This window comes from Streptomyces sp. NPDC104381 (assembly GCF_055583745.1).
On the sequence record NZ_JBVJNK010000012.1, the window covers coordinates 144,253 to 167,044 of the forward strand.

14 protein-coding genes are annotated in these 22,792 nt (G+C 73.9%); 7 read left to right on the forward strand and 7 right to left on the reverse strand.

Annotation, left to right across the window (positions count from 1 at the left end; all coding sequences use genetic code 11):
* Positions 1-224 precede the first annotated feature (224 nt).
* Together ACZ607_RS33465 and ACZ607_RS33470 are read left to right on the forward strand one after the other, a co-directional pair.
* Complete coding sequence (locus tag ACZ607_RS33465) at positions 225-1,169, forward strand: aldo/keto reductase (RefSeq protein WP_469741329.1); 945 nt, start codon at positions 225-227, stop codon at positions 1,167-1,169.
* Between the two features lie 92 nt (positions 1,170-1,261).
* Positions 1,262-1,765 carry a GNAT family N-acetyltransferase gene (locus tag ACZ607_RS33470; protein ID WP_469741331.1) on the forward strand — a complete coding sequence of 168 codons (504 nt, stop codon included), beginning with the start codon at positions 1,262-1,264 and terminating at the stop codon, positions 1,763-1,765.
* A gap of 56 nt (positions 1,766-1,821) precedes the next feature.
* Here the strand turns inward: ACZ607_RS33470 and ACZ607_RS33475 are convergent, their stop codons facing one another.
* The 4 genes from ACZ607_RS33475 to ACZ607_RS33490 all read right to left on the reverse strand — a co-directional run bounded on the left by ACZ607_RS33475 (position 1,822) and on the right by ACZ607_RS33490 (position 7,174).
* Positions 1,822-3,270 carry a PrsW family intramembrane metalloprotease gene (locus ACZ607_RS33475; RefSeq protein ID WP_469741333.1) on the reverse strand — a complete coding sequence of 483 codons (1,449 nt, stop codon included), beginning with the start codon at positions 3,268-3,270 and terminating at the stop codon, positions 1,822-1,824.
* A gap of 71 nt (positions 3,271-3,341) precedes the next feature.
* Positions 3,342-4,274 (reverse strand): tRNA (guanosine(46)-N7)-methyltransferase TrmB, encoded by a 933-nt coding sequence (gene trmB / locus ACZ607_RS33480; RefSeq protein WP_469741335.1) that lies wholly within the window; start codon positions 4,272-4,274, stop codon positions 3,342-3,344.
* A complete protein-coding gene (gene lhgO / locus ACZ607_RS33485) occupies positions 4,267-5,520 on the reverse strand; it encodes an L-2-hydroxyglutarate oxidase (protein WP_469741337.1) in 1,254 nt (417 codons plus the stop codon). The genes trmB and lhgO overlap by 8 nt, the downstream gene beginning before the upstream one ends.
* Positions 5,521-5,662: 142 nt before the next feature.
* Complete coding sequence (locus ACZ607_RS33490; RefSeq protein ID WP_469741339.1) at positions 5,663-7,174, reverse strand: sporulation protein; 1,512 nt, start codon at positions 7,172-7,174, stop codon at positions 5,663-5,665.
* Positions 7,175-8,117: 943 nt separating this feature from the next.
* On the opposite strand from ACZ607_RS33490, the gene ACZ607_RS33495 reads away from it, so the two are divergent.
* Together ACZ607_RS33495 and ACZ607_RS33500 are read left to right on the forward strand one after the other, a co-directional pair.
* Positions 8,118-10,229, forward strand: a complete 2,112-nt coding sequence (locus ACZ607_RS33495; protein ID WP_469741341.1) for an asparagine synthase-related protein — start codon at positions 8,118-8,120, stop codon at positions 10,227-10,229.
* Between the two features lie 72 nt (positions 10,230-10,301).
* Entirely contained in the window at positions 10,302-13,631 is a 3,330-nt protein-coding gene (locus tag ACZ607_RS33500) for an ATP-binding protein (RefSeq protein ID WP_469741343.1), read from the forward strand.
* A 62-nt stretch (positions 13,632-13,693) separates the two neighbouring features.
* On the opposite strand, the gene ACZ607_RS33505 is transcribed toward ACZ607_RS33500, so the two are convergent.
* Together ACZ607_RS33505 and ACZ607_RS33510 are read right to left on the reverse strand one after the other, a co-directional pair.
* Positions 13,694-15,649: a sigma-70 family RNA polymerase sigma factor gene (locus ACZ607_RS33505; RefSeq protein ID WP_469741345.1), complete on the reverse strand. Its 1,956-nt coding sequence runs from the start codon at positions 15,647-15,649 to the stop codon at positions 13,694-13,696.
* Between the two features lie 215 nt (positions 15,650-15,864).
* Positions 15,865-16,671, reverse strand: coding sequence for a TetR/AcrR family transcriptional regulator (locus ACZ607_RS33510; protein ID WP_469741349.1), 807 nt, complete (start codon positions 16,669-16,671; stop codon positions 15,865-15,867).
* A gap of 339 nt (positions 16,672-17,010) precedes the next feature.
* Between ACZ607_RS33510 and ACZ607_RS33515 the strand changes: the two genes are divergently transcribed.
* Both ACZ607_RS33515 and ACZ607_RS33520 read left to right on the forward strand, forming a co-directional pair.
* The gene (locus ACZ607_RS33515; protein WP_469741352.1) at positions 17,011-18,444 is read left to right on the forward strand and encodes an NAD(P)/FAD-dependent oxidoreductase; all 1,434 of its coding nucleotides are present in this window, start codon (positions 17,011-17,013) and stop codon (positions 18,442-18,444) included.
* A gap of 328 nt (positions 18,445-18,772) precedes the next feature.
* Positions 18,773-20,443: an ATP-binding SpoIIE family protein phosphatase gene (locus ACZ607_RS33520; RefSeq protein WP_469741354.1), complete on the forward strand. Its 1,671-nt coding sequence runs from the start codon at positions 18,773-18,775 to the stop codon at positions 20,441-20,443.
* A gap of 9 nt (positions 20,444-20,452) precedes the next feature.
* Here ACZ607_RS33520 and ACZ607_RS33525 read toward each other — a convergent pair whose 3' ends face one another.
* On the reverse strand, positions 20,453-21,751 hold the full coding sequence (locus tag ACZ607_RS33525) for an MFS transporter (RefSeq protein WP_469741368.1): 1,299 nt from the start codon (positions 21,749-21,751) through the stop codon (positions 20,453-20,455).
* A 140-nt stretch (positions 21,752-21,891) separates the two neighbouring features.
* On the opposite strand from ACZ607_RS33525, the gene ACZ607_RS33530 reads away from it, so the two are divergent.
* Complete coding sequence (locus ACZ607_RS33530; RefSeq protein ID WP_099173040.1) at positions 21,892-22,449, forward strand: MarR family winged helix-turn-helix transcriptional regulator; 558 nt, start codon at positions 21,892-21,894, stop codon at positions 22,447-22,449.
* Positions 22,450-22,792: the final 343 nt, after the last annotated feature.

Here is a 22,792-nt window from a genome sequence, read left to right on the forward strand (position 1 = left end):
GGCACCCGTCCGGATCCTGCCGGGCCCATGTGCCCGGCCCGGACGGAAGACCCCGGCGCCGAGGACCGGCGCATCGCGACCCCGGCGGCCCTGACGCACAACCCCCCGACGTCAGGGCCGTCGGTCTGTCCGGAACCGGGGAGCCCTGGGCGCGGCCCCGGCCCGGCCCCTGCGGCGACCGTCGAACCGGAATAGTCGCTTCAGCCGGTTGGTTGTGCCTGGGTATGACATCTCTGCGCCCGCTCGGTTCGTCGAGCCTTCAGGTCTTCCCCCTCGCCCTCGGCGGCAACGTCTTCGGCTGGACGGCCGACGAGGACCGGTCCTTCGCCGTCCTCGACGCGTACGTGGCGGCCGGCGGCAACTTCGTCGACACCGCCGACGCGTACTCCGCCTGGGTCCCGGGCAACGAGGGCGGTGAGTCGGAGACCCTCATCGGCAAGTGGCTGGCGGCCCGCTCCCGCCGCGACGATGTCGTCATCGCCACCAAGGTCGGCGCCCACCCCGCGTACAAGGGGCTCTCGGCGGCCACCATCAAGGGGGCGGCGGAGGCGTCGCTGCGCCGGCTCGGCACCGACCACATCGACCTCTACTACACGCACTTCGACGACGAGAGCGTCCCGGTCGAGGAGATCGTCACGGCGCTCGACCAGCTGGTCAAGGCCGGTACGGTGCGGGAGATCGCCGCCTCCAACATCAGCCCCGAGCGGCTACGCGCCTCCCTGGACTTCTCCGAACGTGAGGGCCTCGCGCGTTACGTCGCGCTCCAGCCGCACTACAACCTCGTCTCGCGCGACACCTACGAGGGCGCGCTCCAGGACACGGCGGCCGACGCCGGCCTCGCCGCCGTCCCGTACTACGCGCTCGCCGCGGGCTTCCTCACCGGCAAGTACCGGCCGGGGGCGTCGGTCGAGAGCCCGCGGGCCGAGGGTGCCGGCAAGCACCTGGAGACCGAGCGCGGGCGGAAGGTGCTCGCGGCGCTCGACAGGATCGCCCAGGAGCACGACGCCGAGATCGCCACGGTCGCCCTCGCCTGGCTGACCTCCCGCCCGACCGTGGTGGCGCCGATCGCCTCCGCGCGTACGGTCGAGCAGCTGCCCGCGCTGACGGCGGTGGCCGGACTCCGGCTGACCGAGGGCGAGCTGGCGGAGCTGACCGAGGCGTCCGCCTGACGTGAGGGACGCGTACGAGGGCGGGGCGCCGGACGGCCCCGCCCTCGTACGCGGCTGTGGTCCCACTCCGGCCCGTGGGCCAGAGTGGGGGCATGTCTACGTACGGGACGATGCCGTTCCACCTTGAGACCGAGCGGCTGATACTGCGGCCATGGGCCGAGTCGGACGCCGCCGAGTTCTGCGAGCTGCTGGCCGAACGCGGCGACGGGAAGCCCACGGTCGAGCACATCCGGGGGGCCATCGCGAAGCTGCTCGCCGCGACAGGGACGACGGGGATCGCCCTGCTGCCCGTCCAGCGCCGGGAGGAAGGCGACTTCATCGGCTACTGCGGGCTGATCATCGGCCGCTCCACGCTGGAGGAGCCCGAGATCGCGTACGAGCTGTTCCGGCACGCGCACGGGCGTGGCTACGCCACCGAGGCGGCCGGGGCGGTGCTCGGCGCCGCTGTCGCGACCGGGCGGAAGCGGCTCTGGTCGACCGTCGGCACGTGGAACACGCCCTCGCTCCGTGTCCTGGAGAAGCTCGGCTTCGCGCACGACCACGTCTCCACGGAGGAGAACGGCGAAGTCGCCTGGCTCACCCGCGCGTTGCCCTGACGTCCAGGGCGTGTTCCGAAAGTCCCGCCTGCCCGGCATGATCCAAACGGGAGGCCCTAGGAGGGCGGGGCAGGGCGTCCGCCGTCGTCGAGATACGGGTTGTGGCCGCCGTAGTGCCGGTGCGGCGCGGGGAGGTGCCGCGGAGGCAGGCCGCCGTACGGCAGCTGACGGGGGATCGGGGGCGGCACCGGCAGCCGGGTGCGCAGCCGGCCCGTCGCGTGGGCGGCGTACGTCAGGGTCGGCGCCGCGATCTCCCTGCGGTGCCACAGGTGGTGCAGCAACTCCTGCTCGCGGAGGGCGAAGTCCGGGCCCGCGCCGTCGTGGCGGGCCCTGCGGCGCAGCATGGCCAGGGACGTCGCGAACGACTCGTACTCCGCGACGGCGCGGGCCGCGGCCTTGCCCCGGGCCGGGTCCGGGTAGCTGTTCCAGTGCCTGGCCATGTCGCGGGCCATGCCCCGCGCCCGCATCGAGGCCAGCGCGAGCGGCTCGGCGGGGGTCAGCCAGCCGGCCGCCGCGTACACCGGCAGCTCCGTGGAGAGCGTGCGCAGCTCCCGCTGGCGCGACCAGACGGCCAGCCAGGTCACCAGTCCGAAGCACGGCACCATGAACGCGCCGTACACCATGTAGAAGCCGTACGGGCCGAGGGCCGACGAGCCGTTCCACACGGCGTGCATGCCCATGGCGCAGGCGAGTCCGAGCAGGGGCATGACGACCCGGCGGACCCGGTGGCGCGCGCCGCCGAGCGCCGCGATGCCGAAGCCGATGCCGGTGAGCACCGTGAACAAGGGGTGGGCGAACGGCGACATGACCACACGGACGAAGAACGTCCCCACCGTCACGGAGGCGAAGCCGGTGGTCCCCAGCTGCTGGTCCTCGCCGAAGGCGTTGCCCAGGTAGAGGATGTTCTCGGTGAAGGCGAAGCCCGTCGCGGTGAAGCCGGCGACCACGATGCCGTCGACGATCCCGCCGAACTGCCGTCTGCGGAAGAGGAAGATCAGCAGGAGCGCGACGGCCTTCGCGCTCTCCTCGACGACGGGGGCGACGACCGTGGCCCCGAGGGTGTCCGCGCTCGCCGGATCCGCGGTGGCCGTGGCTATCCACCGGGTCGCGAAGGAGTTGGCGATGATCGCCACGAGCGCGGCGGCGCACGCACCCCAGGCGAAGGCGAACAGCAGATTCCGCCAGGGGCCCGGCTCGACCCGGTCGAGCCAGCGGAACGCGGCCATCAGCAGCGGCACGGGCAGCACGGCCAGCCCGAGCCCCACCAGGAAGCCCTCGGTGCCCGTCTGCTGCCGCACCAGGGCCAGGATCACCAGACCGCAGAGCGCGAGCACGGTGATCACCGCCCCGGCGCGGAACGCCTTGCTGCGCCAGACCATGCCGACGCGGCGGGGCCGGTAACGCCACTGGCCTCGCTCCGGGACCGCGCCCAGGAACTCGTCGAGCTGCTGCTCCTCGAGAACCGGGACGGCCGGCTGCTGGTGCTGCACGGACCCCTGGTACACCCGACGACCCTAACGAGGGCCACCGACACCTGGCCACGCCGCGGTGGACGGGGCGTGGGGCCGATGGCCGATCAGCGACGGGTGAACAGCACGTCGTGCACCACATGGCCCTTGTCCAGACCCTGACCCTCGAAGCGGGTCAGCGGCCGGAACGCGGGCCGGGGCGCGTAGCCGCCGTCCGCCTGGGTGTTCTCGTACAGGGGGTGGGCCGTCAGGACGTCCAGCATCTGCTCCGCGTACGGCTCCCAGTCCGTCGCGCAGTGGACGAGAGCGCCCGGCTTCAGCCGCTGCGCCACCAGGTCGAGGAACTCCGGCTGGATCAGGCGCCGCTTGTGGTGCCGCTTCTTGGGCCACGGGTCGGGGAAGTACACCCGGAGGCCGTCCAGGGCGGCCGGCTCCAGCATCTCGCGGAGCAGGATGATCGCGTCCCCGTTGGCGACGCGGACGTTGGACACTCCCGCGCGCTCCGCGAGGCCCAGCAGATTGCCCTGGCCCGGGGTGTGCACGTCGACGGCCAGGATCCCGGTGCCCGGGTCGTCGGCCGCCATCTGCGCCGTCGCCTCGCCCATGCCGAAGCCGATCTCCAGGACCACCGGAAGGCCGTCGAACAGGGCGGGGAGATCGAGGACGCTCCGGCCGTCGATGTCCAGGCCCCAGGTGGGCCACAGGCGCTGGAGGGCGTCCTCCTGGCCGGTGGTGACCCGGCTGCGGCGGGGCTGGAAGCTGCGGATCCGGCGCTCGTGGTGCGAGCCCGCCGGGTCGGCCGCCGGGCCGCCGGGGAAGCGGGGCTCCTGGCGCAGCCTGCGCTGGCGCTCGAAGGAGGCGGCGCGCCGTGCCGCCGCGTCCGCGTCGTCCTGGGCGAGGGAGTCCTCGGCGGGGGAGTCCTGGCCGGGGGAGTCCTCGGCGGCGGCGCCCTCGGTGGGGAGCGCGGACTCCGGCGTGGGGCCGGGCGTTTCCGCGGCGGGCCCGGGCGTCTCTGGGGTGGGGTTCAGGGGCTCAGACACAATGACCCGATTCTACGGCGGGAGGCGTCCACCCCGTCGCGCGCGCCCGCAGCAGGGCCCGCCGTGCCACCTCCCTCCCGATGGGCAGGGACGCGGTGGCCGCGGGGGACGGGGCGTTCAGCACGTGCACGGTGTGCGGGGCGTCCCGGATCAGGAAGTCGTCCACCAGCGTGCCGTCCCGCAGGACGGCCTGGGCCCTGACCCCGGCCGGGGAGGGCCGCAGATCGGCCTCCGTCACCTCGGGCAGCAGCCGTTGGACGGCCCGGGTGAACGCGCTCCTCGACAGCGATCTGTGCACCTCACCCGCGCCGTACCGCCAGTGCCGCCGGGCGATCCGCCAGGAGCCCGGCCAGGCCAGCGTGGCGGCCAGCTCGCGCGGGTGGACGACCGCCCGGCCGTACCCCTCGCGGGCCAGTGCCGGCACGGCGTTCGGGCCGACGTGGACCGTGCCGTCGACGCCCCGGGTCAGATGCACCCCGAGGAAGGGGAACGCCGGGTCCGGCACGGGATAGACGAGGCCGCGCACCAGCTCGGGCCTGGCCAGCTCGTAGTACTCCCCGCGGAACGGCACGATGCGCGCGCCCGGGTCGTCGCCCGCGAGCGCCGCCACCCGGTCGCTGTGCAGCCCCGCGCAGTTGACCAGGACCCGCGCCCTGACCACCTGCCCGTCGGCCGTGCGCACCGCGACGCCCCAGGGGCGCCGGTCGACGGCGACGACCTCCGCGCCGTAACGGATCTGTCCGCCCGAGGCGCTGACCTCGGAGGCGAACCGGACGGCCACCGCCGTGAAGTCGCAGACCCCCGTCGTCCCGACCCGGATCGCGGCGAGGCCGCGCACGTGGGGTTCGTACTCCGCGATCTGGGCGGGGCCGAGCTCCCGGACCGGCAGGCCGTGCGCCCGGCCGCGCTGCACCAGGGTGTGCAGCCGGGGCAGCTCGGCCCGGTCCGTCGCGACGATCAGCTTGCCCGTGACCGCGTGGGCGATGCCGTGCTCCGCGCAGAAGTCCACCAGCTCGGCGGCGCCGCGCACCGCGTAGCGCGCCTTGAGCGAGCCCGGCGGGTAGTAGATGCCGCTGTGGATCACCCCGCTGTTGCGCCCGGTCTGATGCCGGGCCGGGCCCCACTCCTTCTCCAGCACCGTGACCCGGGTGCCGGGCGCGGTGCGCGTGAGGGCGTACGCGGTCGACAGACCGACGATTCCGCCACCGATCACCAGTACGTCGCAGTCGTACGCCGCGTGCGTCATCCTCACGCCACCTCCCAACCCGATAGTGCACTGACCCACTGACAACGGGCTCAAACCAGGGGCGGCGTCCGCGTGGCGGGACGTTTCTCCACCGGATCCGGCGAAACCGGGGCGTAGCGGCGGACCGGGCGCGCTGCCCGGGTCAGGCGGGGGTGACGAGGAGCGGGCGCGCCCGCTCCCGTAGCTCGGCGACCCGGGGTTCGTCCCCGTACGGCTCCAGGCGGTGCAGCAGGTCGCGTACGTACTCGGTGGTGCGCGCCGAGGAGATGCGTCCCGCCACCTCCACGGCCCGCGTCCCCGCCGCGCACGCCGCGTCGAGGTTGCCGGACTCCAGCTCGGCGACCGCGGAGACGACGAGCCGCAGCCCGTGGGAGCGGACGAACTCGTCGGTGGGTTTCGACAGGGCCTGTTCCGTGAAGCGCCGGACCTGGCGGGGCGCCTTGAGATCGCGGTAGCACTCGGCTGCGTCGGCGGCGAACCGGTCGTACGAGTAGAAGCCGAGCCACGCCGGGTCGGAGTCGCCCGCCCTGGAGCGCTCCAGCCAGCTCTCGGCGGCCCTGAGCGCGGCCCCCGCGGCCGGTGCGTCGCCCGCCTTGGCATGGGCGCGCGCCTCCACCAGCCGGAAGAAGCTCATGGTCCGGGCGGTGGCGAGCCCCCGGTTGCGTTCGACGGCGGCCTGCGCGAGGTCCACGCCCTCGTCGGCGAAGCCCCGGTAGGTCGCCTGGAGCGACATCGACGCCAGGACGTAACCGCCGAGCGGTACGTCGGCGGCGGCCCGGGCCAGGCGCAGCGCCTGGATGTAGTAGCGCTGGGCGGCCTCCTGCTGGCCGGTGTCGAAGGCCATCCAGCCGGCGAGCCTGGTCAGCTCGGCGGAGGCGCCGAAGAGCGCCCGGCCCACCTCGTCGCTGTACGAGCCCAGCAGGAGCGGAGCGGCGTCGACGCGTAAGCACTCCGGGACCATGGAGGAACGCCAGTCGCCTCCGCCGTACTTGGAGTCCCAGCGGCGCGCGTCCTGGGCGGCCTCGCGCAGCTTGGTGACATCGCTGTGGCCGACGCGCAGCAGCGGACCGTCGATGGCGCCGCCAGTACCGCCGGCGGTCTCGGGGCCGGCCTGTACGGGCACCCCGCCCTGCGCGGGTGCGCCCTCGGAGCCGAGGATCGTGGCCCGGGCGGCGGTCGGGCCCCGCGCGACCGACGGATCGGCGGGGGTTATGAGCCAGCGGGACGCGGGGGTCGCATAGGCGCTCACCGCGAAGGAACCGGCCAGCGACTGCCATATCCCGCCGCCGCCGCGCCGGCCCGCCAGATCCAGCCGGTACAGATCGGTCGCCGACCGCACCGCCTCGTTCACGTCGCGGGGGAAGGCGAGACCCACCTCGGGCGCCGGATCGGCGTCGGCGAGCCCGATCTCGTGCAGCGGGACAGGACGGCCGAGTTTGGCCCCTATCGCCGCCGCGATGAGATGGGGCGCCGCGCCCTGCGGCACCATCCCCTTGGCGACCCAGCGGGCCACCGACGTCTTGTCGTAACGCAGTGTCAGACCGCGCTGTGCTCCGAGGTCGTTGACCCGCCGGGCGAGCCCGGCGTTGCTGATTCCCGCGAGGGCGAGAACCGTGCCGAGCTTCTCGTTCGGCCCGCGTTGTTCCCTGGACATGCGTCACCCCTCGACACACAGACGGCCGCCGCGTCACCGTCAGGCGCGCGGCATTCGTACCGTGTTCTCCCCAGGTACGGTCCCGGGCACTCCGGCCGCACACGCATTTGGCCGAGCCCCGTGGAATATGCCGCCCTGCTGAGAACATCGGTACACCCAGCGTAGTTCGCCGCATCCCCACCGTTAAGGGGCAGACCTCCGTATGGCGGGAATGTTGCCCGTGCGGCGCGAGGGCGTGGGATCCGTGCTCCTGATGTGTGGCCGTGCGCCCGGCCGTGCGCTCTGGCCCGGCCGGTGCGGCAAGCGCTTCGATGGTCCTGCGTGGGTCGGCCCGCTGAACTGGACTCGGCGGGCTGGGGGAGACCGCCGCCCCAATCCCCGCGGGCGGCGAACCGGTCCGGGAGGTGATGACACCTCCCGGACTGTGCGCCGCACGGGCGGGGTTCGGAGAAATGGACGGGCGGACCGGCGCACCGGGGGGATGCGCCGGCCCGCACGTCGTCGCATGTCGCCGGGGGTCCCGGGGGTGCCCGCACGGGCTCCCGGGAGACCTGCCCGCGACCCGGGGGAGCCGGGGGGGGACGTGGTCCCGGTGTGTCGCCGCGGGGCGAAACACCCGGTTCCGCCGCGACCGGAGAATGGCCGGATAACGCCGGTGGGGCAGGGCGGCGCGCAGTCGCCCGACTATGGCCGGATTGCGCCTGTCGCGCCGCCCGGCCGAGGCGGGGCCCGCGTCCGGTCCGGCCGCCGCAACTCCCGGAAGATCCAATTCCGTTGTGGTGGAAGCCGTGGAGCCGTGGCCAGGCTCTTGCCAGGGGCGCATGCGCATCCGTTGTGCGCCGCCCGTACCCCCTCCAGGGCGCCGTTGTCGTGGCAGCATGTCCCGCAACGGCGTTTCCCGTGTCCTGGTACGCCGGTTCGTCCACAGCCTGTGGAGGCGGCGATGCGTTGGTTGGTGGGGTGGAGCAGTATCGCCGCGAGCTTCGGCACCGTGGGTGCGGTCGGCCACCACGCGGAGGGGCGCACCGTCCACCCCGTGGGCTCCCAGCTCCTGTGGGGCGACCCGGATCCGCTCTGGGCCGTGGGTGACTGGCGGCCCGACGAGATCCGCGTCATCACGGTCGCGACCCCCGAGGGGGCGCCCAGCACCCGGCTCGCCGTCCTCGGCTGCTGCGGGGCCACCGACGAACAGCTCCGCGTCGGACTGCTCGCCGCCCGGGGCGGGGCGCTGCGCCATCTCACGGCCTGGTCCGGCAGTTACACCGCCGTCGTGCAGATCGGCCGCCGCATCACCGTCGCCGGGGACCTGGCCGGCGCCCGCCCCGTCTTCCACACCCCCTGGGCCAACGGCACCGCGTACGCCACCGCCGCCCTCCCGCTCGCCGACCTCATCGAGGCACAGCTGGACATCGGCCACCTCGCCGCGCTGCTGGCCTGCCCCGAGACCCCGGAGGCGCTGGGCGACGGCACCCCGTACGCGGGGGTGAAGCGGATCCCGCCCGGGCACGCGCTGATCCTGCGCGAGGGCTCACGGGAGATCACCGGGTACGAGGCGGTGGCCTCGCTCGCCGTCGCGGCCCCCCAGACCGATCCGGTGAGCGCGGTCGAAGGCGTACGGGACGCACTGGTCGACGCCGTACGGGCCCGGCTCACCGCCCCGCGCCACGCCCCGGAGACGCTCCCGCCGGACCCCGGGCCGGTACCCGGCATGGGTCCGGCCGAGCGCCGCGCGGCCCGGGGGGCGCCGGTACCCGGCATCGGCGCGGACCTCTCCGGTGGCAGTGCATCCGCCACCCTCGCCCTGCTGGCCGCGGGGCTGCCCGGGCTGCCGGGGACCGTGCTGGGCCATGGCACGGGCGCGGGCGAACGGCTCCTGGCCGTCACCTTCAACGACCTGTCCGCGCAGGGCCGCGAGGACGAGCTGGAGCGCGCCCGGGCCATCGCGTCCAACCCCCGGCTGCACCACGTGGTCGTGGCTGCGGGCGAGGAGGCCCTGCCCTACGCGTCGCTGGAGAGCGGCCCGCTCACCGACGAACCGGCCCCCTCCCTCGTCGTCGCCGAACGCCACCGCCGCCGGCTGGCCGCAGGCAGCGCCGACCACTTCGTCGGGCACGGCGCCCGCCAGGTCCTGGACGCCCACCCGGCGCGGCTGGCCGACCTCCTCATGGACCGGCGCAGACGCCACATCCTGCGGCCCGTCGCCGCGCTCGCCAGAGCCGAAGGCCCGTCCACGCACTCCCTGTTCGTCCCGCTGGCCGTCTACCGCGCGGCCCGCCGGCTCGCCCGTACGTCGTACCGCACCGGGCTGGAGACCGCGGCCTCCCTGCTGCCCGAGGCCAACCGTGACGCCCCGGACCTCGACACCCCCGCCGACGCCTCCCTCGCCTCCCTCACGTGGTCCCGGCCGGGCCCGGCCGCGCGCTGGCTCACCGGGGAGGCACTCGCGGAAGTATCGGTTCGTCTCCAGGAGGCGGCCGTCCGGCCCGCCTCGGTGCAGCGCCCGGGGGAGGCCAGGGCCCGCGCGGCGCTCGCCCGGCACGCGGCGGACCAGCGGATCCTGGAGCAGGCCGCGGAGATCCGCAGCCAGCGGCTGCACGCCCCCTTCCTCGACAACCAGGTCGTACGGGCCGCCCGCGCCCTCCCCGAGTCGCTGCGGGTCCAGCCGGGCGCCCGCGCCGCGATCCTGCGCCGGGTCCTCGCGGGGGCCGGCATCCACGACCTGCCGCCCGGCTGGGGCACCCCGTCCCAGGCCACCTCGACGGCGGCCGGACGCATCGGCCTGCGGGCCGCCCTCCCCGACCTGATCGCCCTGTTCGACGCCCCGCTGCTCGCCGACGCCGGCCTGATCGAGGCGCGCGTCGTACGCAAGGCGCTCCGCGCGGCCTCCGAGGGCGAGCCCCTCCCGCTGGACGGCCTGGCCGAGCTGGCGTCCACCGAACTCTGGCTCCGCCGCCTGGTCACCCGCCGGGGCACCTGCTGGACCGGTACGGCGGCCCCACGGCAGCGGGCGGTGGCGGGCGGCGTGGTCCCGGCCCGCCGCACGCTCCAGCCGTAGGGCATTTCGCCGGCCCCCGACCCCGCGTCGGGTACCCGGCCGCCACCGCGCCCGGCGGGACACAATGACCGGGTGCGGTATCTGATCCTGGGCGTCACCGAGGCGCGAGACGAGCACGGCGGGCCGCTGCCTGTCGGCGGCGCCCGGCTGCGCGCCCTGCTCGTCGCCCTCGCCCTCCGTGCGGGCCGCCCCGCGAGCGTCGCCGGACTCATCGACGACGTATGGGACGACGATCCTCCGCAGGACGCCCCCGCCGCGCTCCAGGCCCTCGTCGGACGGCTGCGGCGCGTCCTCGGCCGGGAGGCGGTGGCCGGAACCCCGGGCGGCTACCGGCTCACCGCCGGTCCCGACGACGTCGACCTGTACGTCTTCGAGCGCCTCGCCCGCCAGGGCGCCGCCGAGCTCGACGCGGGCACCCCCGAGGACGCCGCCCGGACCCTGCGCGCCGCGCTCGACCTGTGGCGCGGCCCCGCCCTCGCCGACCTTCCCGGGCACGAACACGGGCTCCAGGCCGAGGCCCACCGGCTCACCGCGCTCCAGCAGCGCATCGAGGCGGACCTGCGGCGCGGGGCCACGGCCGGCCTCGTGCCAGAGCTCAGGGAACTCACCGCCGCCCACCCCTACCACGAGCCCCTGCACGGCCAACTGCTCCGGGGCCTGCGGGCCGAGGGACGGCGGGCCGACGCGCTCGTCGCGTACGAGGAGGCCCGCCGGGCCCTCGCCGACGGCCTCGGCGCCGATCCGGGGCCGGAGCTGACCGCGCTCCACCGGGAACTGCTCGCCGCCGGTGAGCCGCCCGCGGCGCCCCCGGACGAGCACCGGCCGGCCGAAGGCAACATCCGCCCCCGGCTCACCTCGTTCGTGGGCCGCGAGCCCGAGCTCCGCCTCATCCGCTCCGATCTGGCCCGGGCCCGTCTCGTCACCCTCACGGGACCCGGCGGCTCCGGCAAGACCAGGCTGGCCGAGGAGTCCGCTGCGGGGCAGGGCGCCTGGATCGCCGAACTCGCCCCGCTCGACGACCCCTCCGCCGTACCGGGGGCCGTGCTCTCCGCCCTCGGACTGCGCGAGACCACGCTCCTGTCCGGCCGCACCCGCGAGGGGCACGGCGCCTCGCCGGACCCCACGGCGCGGCTCGTCGAGCACCTCTCGTACCGGTCACGGCACACCCCGTTCCTCCTTGTGCTCGACAACTGCGAACACGTCGTCGACGCGGCGGCCACCCTCGCGGAGACCCTGCTGACGCACTGCCCCCGGCTGCGGATCCTCGCCACCAGCCGTGAGCCCCTCGGCGTACCCGGCGAGGCCGTCCGCCCCGTCGACCCCCTGCCACCGGAACCCGCGCACCGGCTGTTCGCCGAGCGCGCCCGCGCCGTACGGCCGGACTTCGACACGGACTTCGACACGGACGTCGACACGGACTTCGATCCGGACGTCGACACGAGCTTCGACCCGAACGTCGACACGAGCTTCGACCCGGACTTCGACACTGACGCGGACATGGCCGACCATGCGCGGGCCGTCGCCGAGATCTGCCGCAGGCTCGACGGCCTCCCGCTCGCCATCGAACTGGCCGCCGCCCGCCTCCGCCTGCTCACCCCGCGCCAGATCGCCGACCGCCTCGACGACCGCTTCCGGCTGCTGACCAGCGGCAGCCGCACCGTGCTGCCCCGCCAGCAGACGCTCCGGGCGGTCGTGGACTGGTCCTGGGACCTGCTGTCCCCGGACGAGCGGACCGTCCTGCGGCAGGTCTCCGTCTTCGCGGGCGGCTGGGACCTGGCCGCCGCCGAAGCCGTGACCGGCCCGGACGCCGCCGTCCTGCTCGGCGCGCTCGTCGACAAGTCACTCGTCGTCGCGGCCGTTCCCACGGGCGGCACCGAGATGCGCTACCGGCTCCTGGAGACCATCCACGAGTACGCGGCGGAGCGGGCCGCCGAGACCGCCGAACTCCGGGCGGCCGCCGCCTCGGACCACACCGCGTACTTCACCGCACTCGTCGAGGAAGCCGATCCGCAGCTGCGCTCGGGTGGCCAGCTCCCATGGATCCGGCGCCTGGAAGCGGACCTCGACAACATCCGCGCCGTCCTCCACCGCACCGTCACCGCCCGCCCCTCCGAGGACGCCGCGCTGCGCCTCGTGCTGGCCATGGGGTGGTTCTGGTGGATGCGCAACTACCGCATCGAGGGCCTGGCCTGGGCCGACCGCACCGCCGCACTCGGCGAGGACCCGGAGGACCGGACGGACCCCCGCTTCTGGCCCCGGATGCACCTGCACATGCTGCGGTTCTTCCTCGCGGTGGAGAGCCGGCCGATCGACACCATCAACGAGGACGAGGGTTTCCACGCGCTCATCGGCCGGGTGACCGAGGTCTTCGGCACGGGCGGCCCGGAGGCGGCGCGCTTCCCGGGGCTGCTCTGGCCGATGACCGCGTACATGAGGCGCACGTACACGCCCCGCACCCACGCGCGCTTCGACGAGGCGGTCGCCAACACCCGTGCGCACGGCGGGCCCTGGGAGTACGCCGTCACCCTGATGTTCCGCACCCACATGCTGGTGGACACCCCCGTCGGAATCACCGGCATCCACGAGGACCTCGCCGAGCTGCGCCTGCTCAGCCGCCGCGTCGGCGACCGCTATCTGCGCGCCCAGGTGGCGAGCGCCGCCGCCGAGGCGGGAATGACGCACGGGCGGTACGAGGAGGCGCGTACGGCGTACGAGGACGCGCTGGAGCTCGCCCGGGAGGTCGGCGCCCACGCCGAGGCGCCCTTCCTGATCGCCCGTCTCGCCGAACTCTCCTACCACGCGGGGGATCTGGACGCGGCGAGGAAGGGGCTGGACGAGGCGGAGGCGGAGGCCGAGCGCCAGCATGTGCTGGACGCCCGCGCCTATGTGCACTTCCTGCGGGCCACCGTCGCCCTGGCGGCCGACGAGATCCCACAGGCCCGCCTCTACGCCGACGTGGCCAACGGCGCCGACGCGTACGGCAGCCGGCCGGCGCAGTTCGAGGCGGCGCTCATGGCGCTGTCGGCGGGCATCACCGTGCGCGAACCGTCCGGCGGTCCCGTCGAGGGGCTGCGCGGGCTGACCGGCGCACTGCGCCTGGCCGTCTCCGCCAGGTGCGCGGAGAACTTCACCGCGCACCTGGCGGAGACGGCCGCGGCCGTCCTGGCGGAGCTGGACCGGGGCGTGACCGCGGCCCGGATCCTCGGGGCGGCCGGCGCCTGGCGGGCGGACAGCCCCCGCTCCGCGGCGGAGGAGTCCCAGGTGACCGGGGCGACGGCGCGGCTGCACACGGCGCTGGGTCCCCGGCGGTACGAGGAGGAGCGCACCCTGGGCCTCACCCTGACACCGGACGAGGTCCTGGCCCTCCTGACCGATACCGCCGAGGACCGCGACGGCACCTGACGCGCGACACCGCCCTGGATCTCGGCGTTGCGCCTGCCGTGCATCAGCTGCCCGTCCGAGCCTCAGCGGCAGCTGATGCGTGACGAGGCCCAGTCGGCCAGCGCGGCCCCGCCGAGCGGGCCGGACGGCTCCACGACCAGCCGGATCGTCTCCCGGCCCTCGATGCCGACGCTCACCGGCACGGCCGGCTCACCACCCCGGACCACGGGGGACTGCCACAGTCGCGCCCCCTCACCGTCGTACACGGAGAAGCGCACCGCGCCGAGCCCGAGGGTCAGGTCGTCGACCCCGGCCATCGCCTCGTAGCGGGTGCACTCCCGGTTGAGCTGGACGGTCACCGAGGAGCGGGAGGGGGCGGTCACCCCGTGGGCATACGTCGTGGAGGCGATCGACAGCCCCTGGCGCTGCCAGAACACACCCTGGCTCCGCCCGAGCAGGATCTCGGGGCCCGTGTGATCACCGGTGAGGGAGTACGCCAGCTCGTTCACCTGGTAGACCTCCGGCGCCGGCGGCGGCTCCTCCGGGGCGGGCGGTGAAGGGGTCGGCGTGGGCGTCGGCGCGGGCTCCTCCGGAGGGGGCGGCGTCGGTGTCGGGGTCGGCGTGGGAGTGGGCGTCGGTGACGGCTCCGGGGCGGGCGGCGGCTCGGGCGCGGGTGCCGCGGGCGGGGCCGGCGGCTGCGGGCTCGGCGTCGGCTCCGGCGGAGGCGGGGGAGCGGGGGTGGCGGGCGCCGCGGCCGGCGGCTTGGCCACCGGCTTCTGTTCCGGCGCGGGCCGGTCGTCGCCGACCAGGGCCCACACCAGGCCGGCGGCGGCCGCCACCGCCACCGCCGCGGCGATACCGGCCTTCATCGGAGCGCCGAGCCCTTCCGACGCGGCGGCCCCGCCCGCCGTACCGCTCCCGGAGGACGCGCTGCCCGTGGCCGCCGCGGCGGCACCGGCGCCGGCCGCTCCCGCCGCACCGCCCGCCACGACACCTGCCGCCTTGAGCGAGTAGCCCGCGGCGAACCAGCCGATGACGGCGACCGGAAGGAGGGCCGGGATGCCGGCGTTCACCCGGTCCAGCTCACCGGCGGCGATCCGGCACTTCGCGCACTCGTCCAGATGCTTGCGCAGCCCGCGCTCCGCCCGGGTCCGCAGACCGCCCCGGGCATGGGCGCCGAGCCGGTCGGCGTAGCGGGCGCAGTCGCCGCCCGAGGTCAGCGACTGGCTCACATGGGCCTGGAGATATGCCTGCTTGAGCCCCTCACGGGCGCGGACGGCCAGCACCGCCGTGGCGTTGGCCGTCAGGCCGAAGAGCGGGGCGACCTCGCTCGGCGACTCCTCCTCCACGGTGGTGTGCCAGAGCACGGCCTGCCACCGCTCGGGCAGGCTGCGGAACGCCTGCATGGCCATCGACCGGTCCGCCTCGTGCATCGCCCGCACATCGGCACCGAGGTCGAGGGTGTCGGCCTCCGACATCTCGGCGGAGCGGGTGGCCTGGGCGGCGAACACCGCGAAGTCGTCGACGAGATGCTCGCGCCTGGCGCTCCTGGTCCACGCGGCCGCGACATGCCGGACAGCCGTCATGAGGTAGGCCCGGACGGCTTCCTCCGGCCCCTTCCCGCCGCGCACCGCCTGCAGCGTGCGGGCGAACACCTCGGCGGTCAGGTCGTCGGCGGTGTGCGCGTCCCGGCAGCACGTGCGGGCATAGCGGCGCACCGCACCGGAGTGGCGCCGGAACAGCTCCTCGTACGCCTCGTCCTCGCCGGCGCGCATCCCCTGGATCAACTGGGCGTCGGACGGGCCGAGATCGGCCGATCCGGTGCGCCCCGCACGCTGCAGCGGGACCGCGTACGCCGAAACGGCCTCCGTGTCCGCGCCGGCCTGGGCGCCGTCCTCCGTGCCGCTCTCCGCGCCGGGCGCCGACGGATCCTGGCCGTCCGTGGGCACGGGCGGCCAGGGACCGGGCAGCACGGTGCCGTCCCTGCCCGCGCCGGCGATCTTGTCGGACGGTTCTTCCTGCTGCGCTTCACCGCTCATCGCGGAAGCCCCCGTATACACCCTCGGACCCTGAATACCGGGGCCACAGTGCCACAGAGCCACGCCGCGACGAACCCCGCAGCAGAAGCAACCACTCGTCCGTGGAGTCTTCCCGCGCCCCGTAGGGGTGATCCCACCCCTACGGGGAAGGAGCAACTGCCCCCGAAAGAACAGGTGTCGGCGGAGGTGAGCTCACCCGCAGGGGCAGCCGCACCCTACGCGGGGCGGGAGCGGAGGCCCTCCAGCAGGATGTCCAGCAGCCGGGCCGAAGCGGCGGCCTGGTGCGCGGGGTCCGGCAGAGCCGGTGCCGCCGTCGCGATGACCAGCAGGACATCGCCCACCGTCACATCGCCCCGCAGCTCACCCGACTCACGGGCCCGGTCCACCAGCCTGCCCACGACCTCCAGCAGCTCGGCCGCCCCCGGATCGTCGTCGAGCTCGTCCCCCTCGGGGGCGTGCCCGGCCACCCGGAGCCCGGGCTGGTCCACGCCCTGCCGCTGATGCGGGACGCGCGTCTCGCCGTCGGCCGTGCCCGCGCCCGTGGCCCCGGGCTGCTCGTCCTGCTCCGCCCCGACCCGCAGCACCTGCGGCGGCAGCAGCCGGCCCGCGCCCGACGCCACCGACGTCCGCAGGAAGCGGGAGAGTGCCGACCACGGCTCGTCCTCGTGGCCGAGGGCGGAGCGGGCCTGGTCGGTCAGCCGGGCGGTCTCCTCCTCGGCTATCCGGCGCACCAGCACGTCCTTGCTCGGGAAACGCCGGTATACCGTACCGACGCCGACCCGTGCGCGGCGCGCCACGTCCTCCATCGGCGCCCCGTAACCCAACTCGCCGAACACCTCACGCGCGGCGCGCAGGACGTGTTCGAGATTGCGCTGTGCGTCCACGCGGAGCGGTGCGGAACGGGCCACGCCGCCCGTCGCTCCCGCCGCCGCGACCGTACCGATCGCTCCCACGGAGCTCAGCCGCCCGTGGTCCTCGGTGGAGGCGACAGCGGTCGGCCCATGCAAATCCTGAATGTGCATAACTTCCCCCGGTTATGACGTCTCCCCCCGGAGACTTCCCCGCCGTGTCTGCCGGTGTGCGGACCTTCATCCGAATCCGACACCCCGACGGGGTACGAACATAGTTGAGCCCGGGTCAATTCAGAAGGGGGTAGTTCCGCACGGAGCGCCCCCCGATCGGAGCAAGGACCGGTTGGACCCTGATTCGACCCCCGCGGTGCCACCCTTCCGCCACACCTGACCTGCGCGGCTCCCCGAACGGGCGGGGGCCGTGGACGGCGCGGTGATCGGAGAGCTCCGGTCACACAATTTGCCGGGCCTGTGGACAAACACCGGACTCCGTTGCGTCATGGGAAGGTGATGGCACCAGATTCCCGAGGGGCACCCCCCGGCACCCGGCCAAGCGTGCGCATTCTCGTCGTCGGCGGCGGCTACGTCGGGATGTACACGGCGCTGCGTCTCCAGCGGAAGCTGCGGCAGAGACTGAAAAGCGGCGAGGCCGAGATCGTGGTGGTCACGCCCGAGCCCTACATGACGTACCAGCCGTTCCTGCCCGAGGCCGCCGCAGGTTCGATCTCGCCGCGCCATGTCGTCGTGCCCCTGCGCCGGGTCCTGAAGAACTGCACGATCGTCATCGGCGAGGCGGAGCGCGTCGACCACGCCAAGCGCACGGTGACGGTCACGACGCTCGCCACCGGCGAGGACGGCACCGGCGCCCTGGAGATCCCGTACGACGAGATCGTCCTCGCCCCCGGATCCGTCTCGCGCACCCTGCCGGTCCCCGGTCTCGCCGACTTCGGCATCGGCTTCAAGACCGTCGAGGAGGCCATCGGGCTGCGCAACCACGTCATCGAGCAGATGGACATCGCCTCCGCGACCCGCGACCCCGCCATCCGCGACGCGGCGCTCACCTTCGTCTTCGTCGGCGGCGGCTACGCCGGGGTGGAGGCCCTCGCGGAGCTCGAGGACATGGCCCGCTACACCTCGCGGTACTACCACAACATCAAGCCCTCGGACCTGCGGTGGATCCTCGTCGAGGCGACCGGGCGCATCCTCCCCGAGGTCGGCGAGGCGATGGGGAAGTACGCCGTCAGGGAGCTGAGGGGCCGCAACATCGACGTACGGCTCGACACCCGGCTGGACAGCTGCGAGGGCCGGGTCGCCGTGCTCAGCGACGGCTCACGCTTCCCGACCCGCACCCTGGTGTGGACGGCGGGCGTCAAACCCGCGCCGATCCTGGCCGCCACCGACCTCCCGCTCACCGAGCGCGGCCGGATCCGCTGCACCGCCACGCTCGCCGTCGACGGTGCCGAGCACGCCTGGGCCGCCGGGGACGCGGCGGCCGTACCGGACCTCACCTCGTCCGAACCGGGTACGGACACCGCCCCGAACGCCCAGCACGCGGTGCGCCAGGCCAAGGTCCTCGCGGACAACATCGCGGCCACGCTCGCCGGCCGGCCCGCCGAGGACTACCGGCACTCCTACGCCGGCTCCGTCGCCTCCCTCGGCCTGCACAAGGGCGTCGCCCATGTCTACGGGCGCAAGCTCAAGGGGTATCCGGCCTGGCTGATGCACCGCGTCTACCACCTCAGCCGCGTACCCACGTTCAACCGGAAGGCGCGTGTCCTTGCCGAGTGGACCCTGGCCGGGCTCTTCAAACGGGAGATCGTCTCCCTCGGCTCGCTCGAACACCCGCGCGCCGAATTCGCCCTGGCGGCCCGGGGGCACGCACACCCGGGAGCTCCGCACGACACCCCGCCGAAGGACGACAGGCCACCGGACACGTCCGGCTGATCCACGGTCCCCCACGGACCGGCACGCCCCTGGAACGTCCGCGGTTCAGCGGATGGACCGACTGCCGTACGACAACTGTCAGTACGGTCGGTCACACTGGGCGTGTGACCATAGGTGGGCTCACACCTGCGCAGAGTTACCCGACAGGCAGTCACCTACAGTGACCGGCAGCGACGACCACCCGCACGAAGAGGTCCGGCCGCGCGTTCCCGGAAGACCGGCCTCCGCGCCCCGACCCGGCAAGGGAACGGCGGGGACCGGCCGCAGAATCAGCAGAAGCAGCAGCTCGCCCGAGCGGATCCGACCGACACACGAGGCCAGAAATTCCGTGAACTTCACGCGCTGGAGCGCCCGCCTTCCCGGAACGCAGCGTCGAGCCGCCGCGCGGGACGACCACAGTTCCGTCCCCGCCGCCCGCGCCGAGTCCGTACGACCGCAGGCCGCAGCCACGCCACCGGACGACACCTCGGAAACCCCCGCCCCCGCCGCCGGGCCGTCACTGGAAGCCCTGCCGGCCCGCGAACTCCTCGGCCTGCTCCCCGCTCCCGTGGCGCTGCTCCACGGCCCCGAGCACCGCATCACCTACGTCAACGCCGCCTACACGTCGGCCTTCGGCGAGCGCCCCAGCGGCGCCCCCGCCGCAGAGGCCATGCCCGAGCTCGCCGAGCTCAGCCTGCTGCCCCTCATGGACCAGGTCCTGCGCAGCGGCACCCCCCGTACGGTCAAGTCCCGCAAGGTGCTGGCTGGCAGCTCGTACACGGTGACCTGCACCCCGGTGGCCACCGGCGCCGCGGACGACCCCGAGGGTGAGGCGGGCGTCCTCGTCTACGCCACCGATGTCACCGACCACGCCGAGGCGGCGGAGCGGCTCCGCGCCAGCGAGCGCCGGCACCGGGAGACGGCCGTCACCCTCCAGCGCTCGCTGCTCCCGCAGGACCTCGAACAGCCCGACGACCTGCGCATCGCCGCCACCTATCAGCCGGGCGGCACGGACGCTGCGGTCGGCGGCGACTGGTACGACGTCATCACCCTGGGCGCCGGCCGGACCGCGCTCGTCATCGGTGACGTGATGGGACGCGGGGTGCGCGCCGCCGCCGTCATGGGCCAGCTGCGCACCGCCGTCCGCGCTTACGCCCGCCTCGACCTCCCGCCGCACGAGGTGCTCCAGCTCCTCGACGTCCTCGCCGCCGAGATCGACGCCAGCCAGATCGCCACCTGCGCCTACGCCGTCCACGATCCCAACGAGGGGCATCTCGTCTACGCCTCCGCCGGGCATCTCCCGATCCTCGTGTGCGACGAGGACGGCACGGTCCACCGCGCCGAGGACCCCACGGGCCCGCCGCTCGGCACGGGGGGCTGGGTGCACACCTCGGGGACGATCCCCCTGCCGCCCGGCTCCACGGCCGTGCTCTACACGGACGGCCTGGTCGAGCGCCGCAGCGAGGACATCGACGAGGGTGTCGCCGCCCTGGAGCGCGCCCTGTCGGGCGCCAAGGGGACGCCCCAGGTCGTCTGTGACCGGCTGATCCGTTCCCTGGGCGTCACCGCGGAGCACGACGACGACGTGGCGGTCCTCGTGGTCCAGCACCCCGCCCGCACCGGTGCGAGCGCGGAGCTCTTCCACAACGCCTCGCTCGAACTGCTCGGCGGCATCGAGGCCGCCCCCAGGGCACGTGCGTTCGCCACGGGTGTCCTGGCGTCCTGGCGCTTTCCCGTCGAGCTGTGCGACCTGGGGGTCCTCGCCGCGAGCGAGCTCGTCGCGAACTCCCTCCAGCACGGCACCCCGCCCATGCGGCTCGGGCTGCGCAGGACCGACCGCCGCTTGATCATCGAGGTGACGGACGGGGACGACCACCTGCCGCGGCGCCGCCGCGCGGAGCCCGCCGACGAGGCGGGACGCGGCATCTCCATCGTCGCGACCATCGCCTCGTCGTGGGGCAGCCGCCGCACCCCGGGCGGGGGCAAGGCGGTCTGGTGCGAATTCGCCCTCCCCGCCTGACCGTGCCCCTCAGCGCACGGTGGTGGGAGCGGTGACCGGTTCGCTTTCGGGCAGGGAGACGGCGACCACCCGGGACGGGACCGCAGCGAGCGACGGCTTGTCCTGTACGGGAGTGAGCCGACGGCCCAGCTTGAGCGCCAGCACGGTGATGCCCAGCGAGAACAGCACGAAGGTCACGATGTACGGCCCGTGCAGCGACGCCCCCATGGGTCCGCCCACGGCAGGCCCGACAGCCAGGGCCAGCTGCTTCACCAGGGCGAACGCCGAGTTGTACTGACCCACCATGGACTCCGGAGCCAGATCGGCGACGAGCGGCGCCACGGTCGGCGACAGCATGGCCTCACCCAGCCCGAACAGGGCGTACGTCGAGATCATCGCGGCCGTCGCCATGGTCTGGCTGCCGTGCCCGAGGCCCGCGTAACCCGCCACGATCCAGGCGAAGGCCCAGATCAGGCCGACCCCGGCGATGACCCGGCTGCGCCGGCGTCGCTCCACGAGGCGGAGCACGACGAACTGCGCGACGACGATGACGGCCGTGTTGGCGGCCAGCGCGATACCCAGGGTGGACGGGTCGATCCCGGCGGCCTCGGTGCCGTAGGCGGCCAGCCCGGACTCGAACTGCCCGTAGCAGGCGAAGAAGATCACGAAGCCCAGCACGCACAGCTGCACCATCGCCCGGTGCGAGAGCAGCACCCTCAGTCCGGCCTTGGGCGCCGTGCCGTCGGCCGGCACCGCTCCCGCGAGTGAGGGGTTACGCGGCATGCGCACCGTGACCGCGACGATCCCGAGGACCAGGAACATCGCCGCCTCGATGAGGAAGAGCAGGGTGAAGCTCGCCGGACGGTCGACGTCCACCAGCTGTCCGCCGACCAGGCCACCGATGCCGAGCCCGAGGTTCTGCAGGAAGAACTGCATGGCGAAGGCGCGCGTACGGGTGGCCGCGCTCGAACACCACACCAGCATCGTGGCGAGGGCGGGCTGCATGACCGCGGTGCCCGCGCCGAGGACGGCGGCGGAGAGCACGGCGGACGTCACACCGTCCGAGACCCCCAGGGCGCAGGCGCCCACGGCGGCGGCCACGGAGGCGACGACCAGCACCGGCAAGGGGCCGCGCCGGTCGATGGCCCTGCCCGCGAACGGCAGCACGGCCAGCGCCGCCATGGCGAAGACGGCCAGCACGACGCCCGCCGTACCGGCACCGAGATCCCGCACCTGCGCCACGTAGACGTACAGATACGGGACGGTGAATCCGAGGCCGAACGCGCTCAGCGCACTGCCCAGCTGGATCCGCCGCAGCGCTGCACCCATCTCCCTGGTCACACTCACCTACCTCAACACGAAGAACCTTCAAGAACACAGACCCGTAGACTTTAGCACTAAAGTTAGAGGCTGAACTCTTCACCCTGAAGGACTTCGATGGCCATGGGTGCCGTGCGATACTGCCCGCCATGTCTGACACCACCGAGCAGCCCGAGCTCCAGGAGCCGAGCCTCGACGAGCAGATCGCGGCCTACCAGCGCGAGTTCCGTGACCTCGACCCGCAGGTCGAGCAGATCGTCTCCGCGCTGGGCCGGCTGAACCGCCGGATGAACGTCGCCTACGGCAGACAGGTCGCGGCCCTGGGCATCAGCAACGCCGAGTGGGAGGTCCTCAAGACTCTGGTCCTCTCCGGTACCCCGTACCGGCTGGGCCCGGGCGAGCTGGCCAAGCGCCTCGGCCTGACGCCCGCCGCGATGACCCACCGGATCGACCGCATGGCGGGCGAGGGCCTGGTCACGCGGGACCGGGACGAGAACAACCGGGTGCGCGTCATCGTCGAACTGACCGACGAGGGCCGTACGAAGTGGCTCGAGGCGATGCGGATGGCCACCACATTCGAGGAGGACCTTCTCCAGGACCTCTCGGGCGACGAGCGCGGTGCGCTGGGCGAGATCCTGATCCGGCTCCTGCGCCGGGTGGAACACGAACAGCCGGACGCGGGCGGCCGGCTCACCGACCTGGACTGACGGCTCGCGACGGGGTGCGGGAGGTGCCCAGAGCGGGCTTGACACGCCTCGCTCCCGTCCGTAAGGTTCTTCGAGTTGTCACGGAGCCGGTACGGATCCGGGGCAGCCGATCCCGCCGCGAATGCGGCAACCAAACTCAGCACGATCTCCCACCGGGGAGAATTTCGGCATGCCGAAATTCAATTCGAAGGCTCGATTATGAGTCGCCGGGAGAATCCGCTAGAGTTTGAGCGTCGGAACGGCCCAAGGGCCGGGATGGCAAACCCCGCTGACTGGGAATCAGGCCCGAAAGGATCTGATAGAGTCGGACTCGCCGGAAAGGGAAACGCGAAAGCGAAGAACT

Bases quoted from the DNA above. Each gene is read 5' to 3' on its own strand.
- ACZ607_RS33465 (WP_469741329.1), top strand. From the start codon at position 225: ATGACATCTCTGCGCCCGCTCGGTTCGTCGAGCCTTCAGGTCTTCCCC.
- ACZ607_RS33470 (WP_469741331.1), top strand. From the start codon at position 1,262: ATGTCTACGTACGGGACGATGCCGTTCCACCTTGAGACCGAGCGGCTG.
- lhgO (WP_469741337.1), bottom strand. From the start codon at position 5,520: ATGACGCACGCGGCGTACGACTGCGACGTACTGGTGATCGGTGGCGGA.
- ACZ607_RS33490 (WP_469741339.1), bottom strand. From the start codon at position 7,174: ATGTCCAGGGAACAACGCGGGCCGAACGAGAAGCTCGGCACGGTTCTC.
- ACZ607_RS33495 (WP_469741341.1), top strand. From the start codon at position 8,118: ATGCGTTGGTTGGTGGGGTGGAGCAGTATCGCCGCGAGCTTCGGCACC.
- ACZ607_RS33505 (WP_469741345.1), bottom strand. From the start codon at position 15,649: ATGAGCGGTGAAGCGCAGCAGGAAGAACCGTCCGACAAGATCGCCGGC.
- ACZ607_RS33510 (WP_469741349.1), bottom strand. From the start codon at position 16,671: ATGCACATTCAGGATTTGCATGGGCCGACCGCTGTCGCCTCCACCGAG.
- ACZ607_RS33515 (WP_469741352.1), top strand. From the start codon at position 17,011: ATGGCACCAGATTCCCGAGGGGCACCCCCCGGCACCCGGCCAAGCGTG.
- ACZ607_RS33525 (WP_469741368.1), bottom strand. From the start codon at position 21,751: ATGGGTGCAGCGCTGCGGCGGATCCAGCTGGGCAGTGCGCTGAGCGCG.
- ACZ607_RS33530 (WP_099173040.1), top strand. From the start codon at position 21,892: ATGTCTGACACCACCGAGCAGCCCGAGCTCCAGGAGCCGAGCCTCGAC.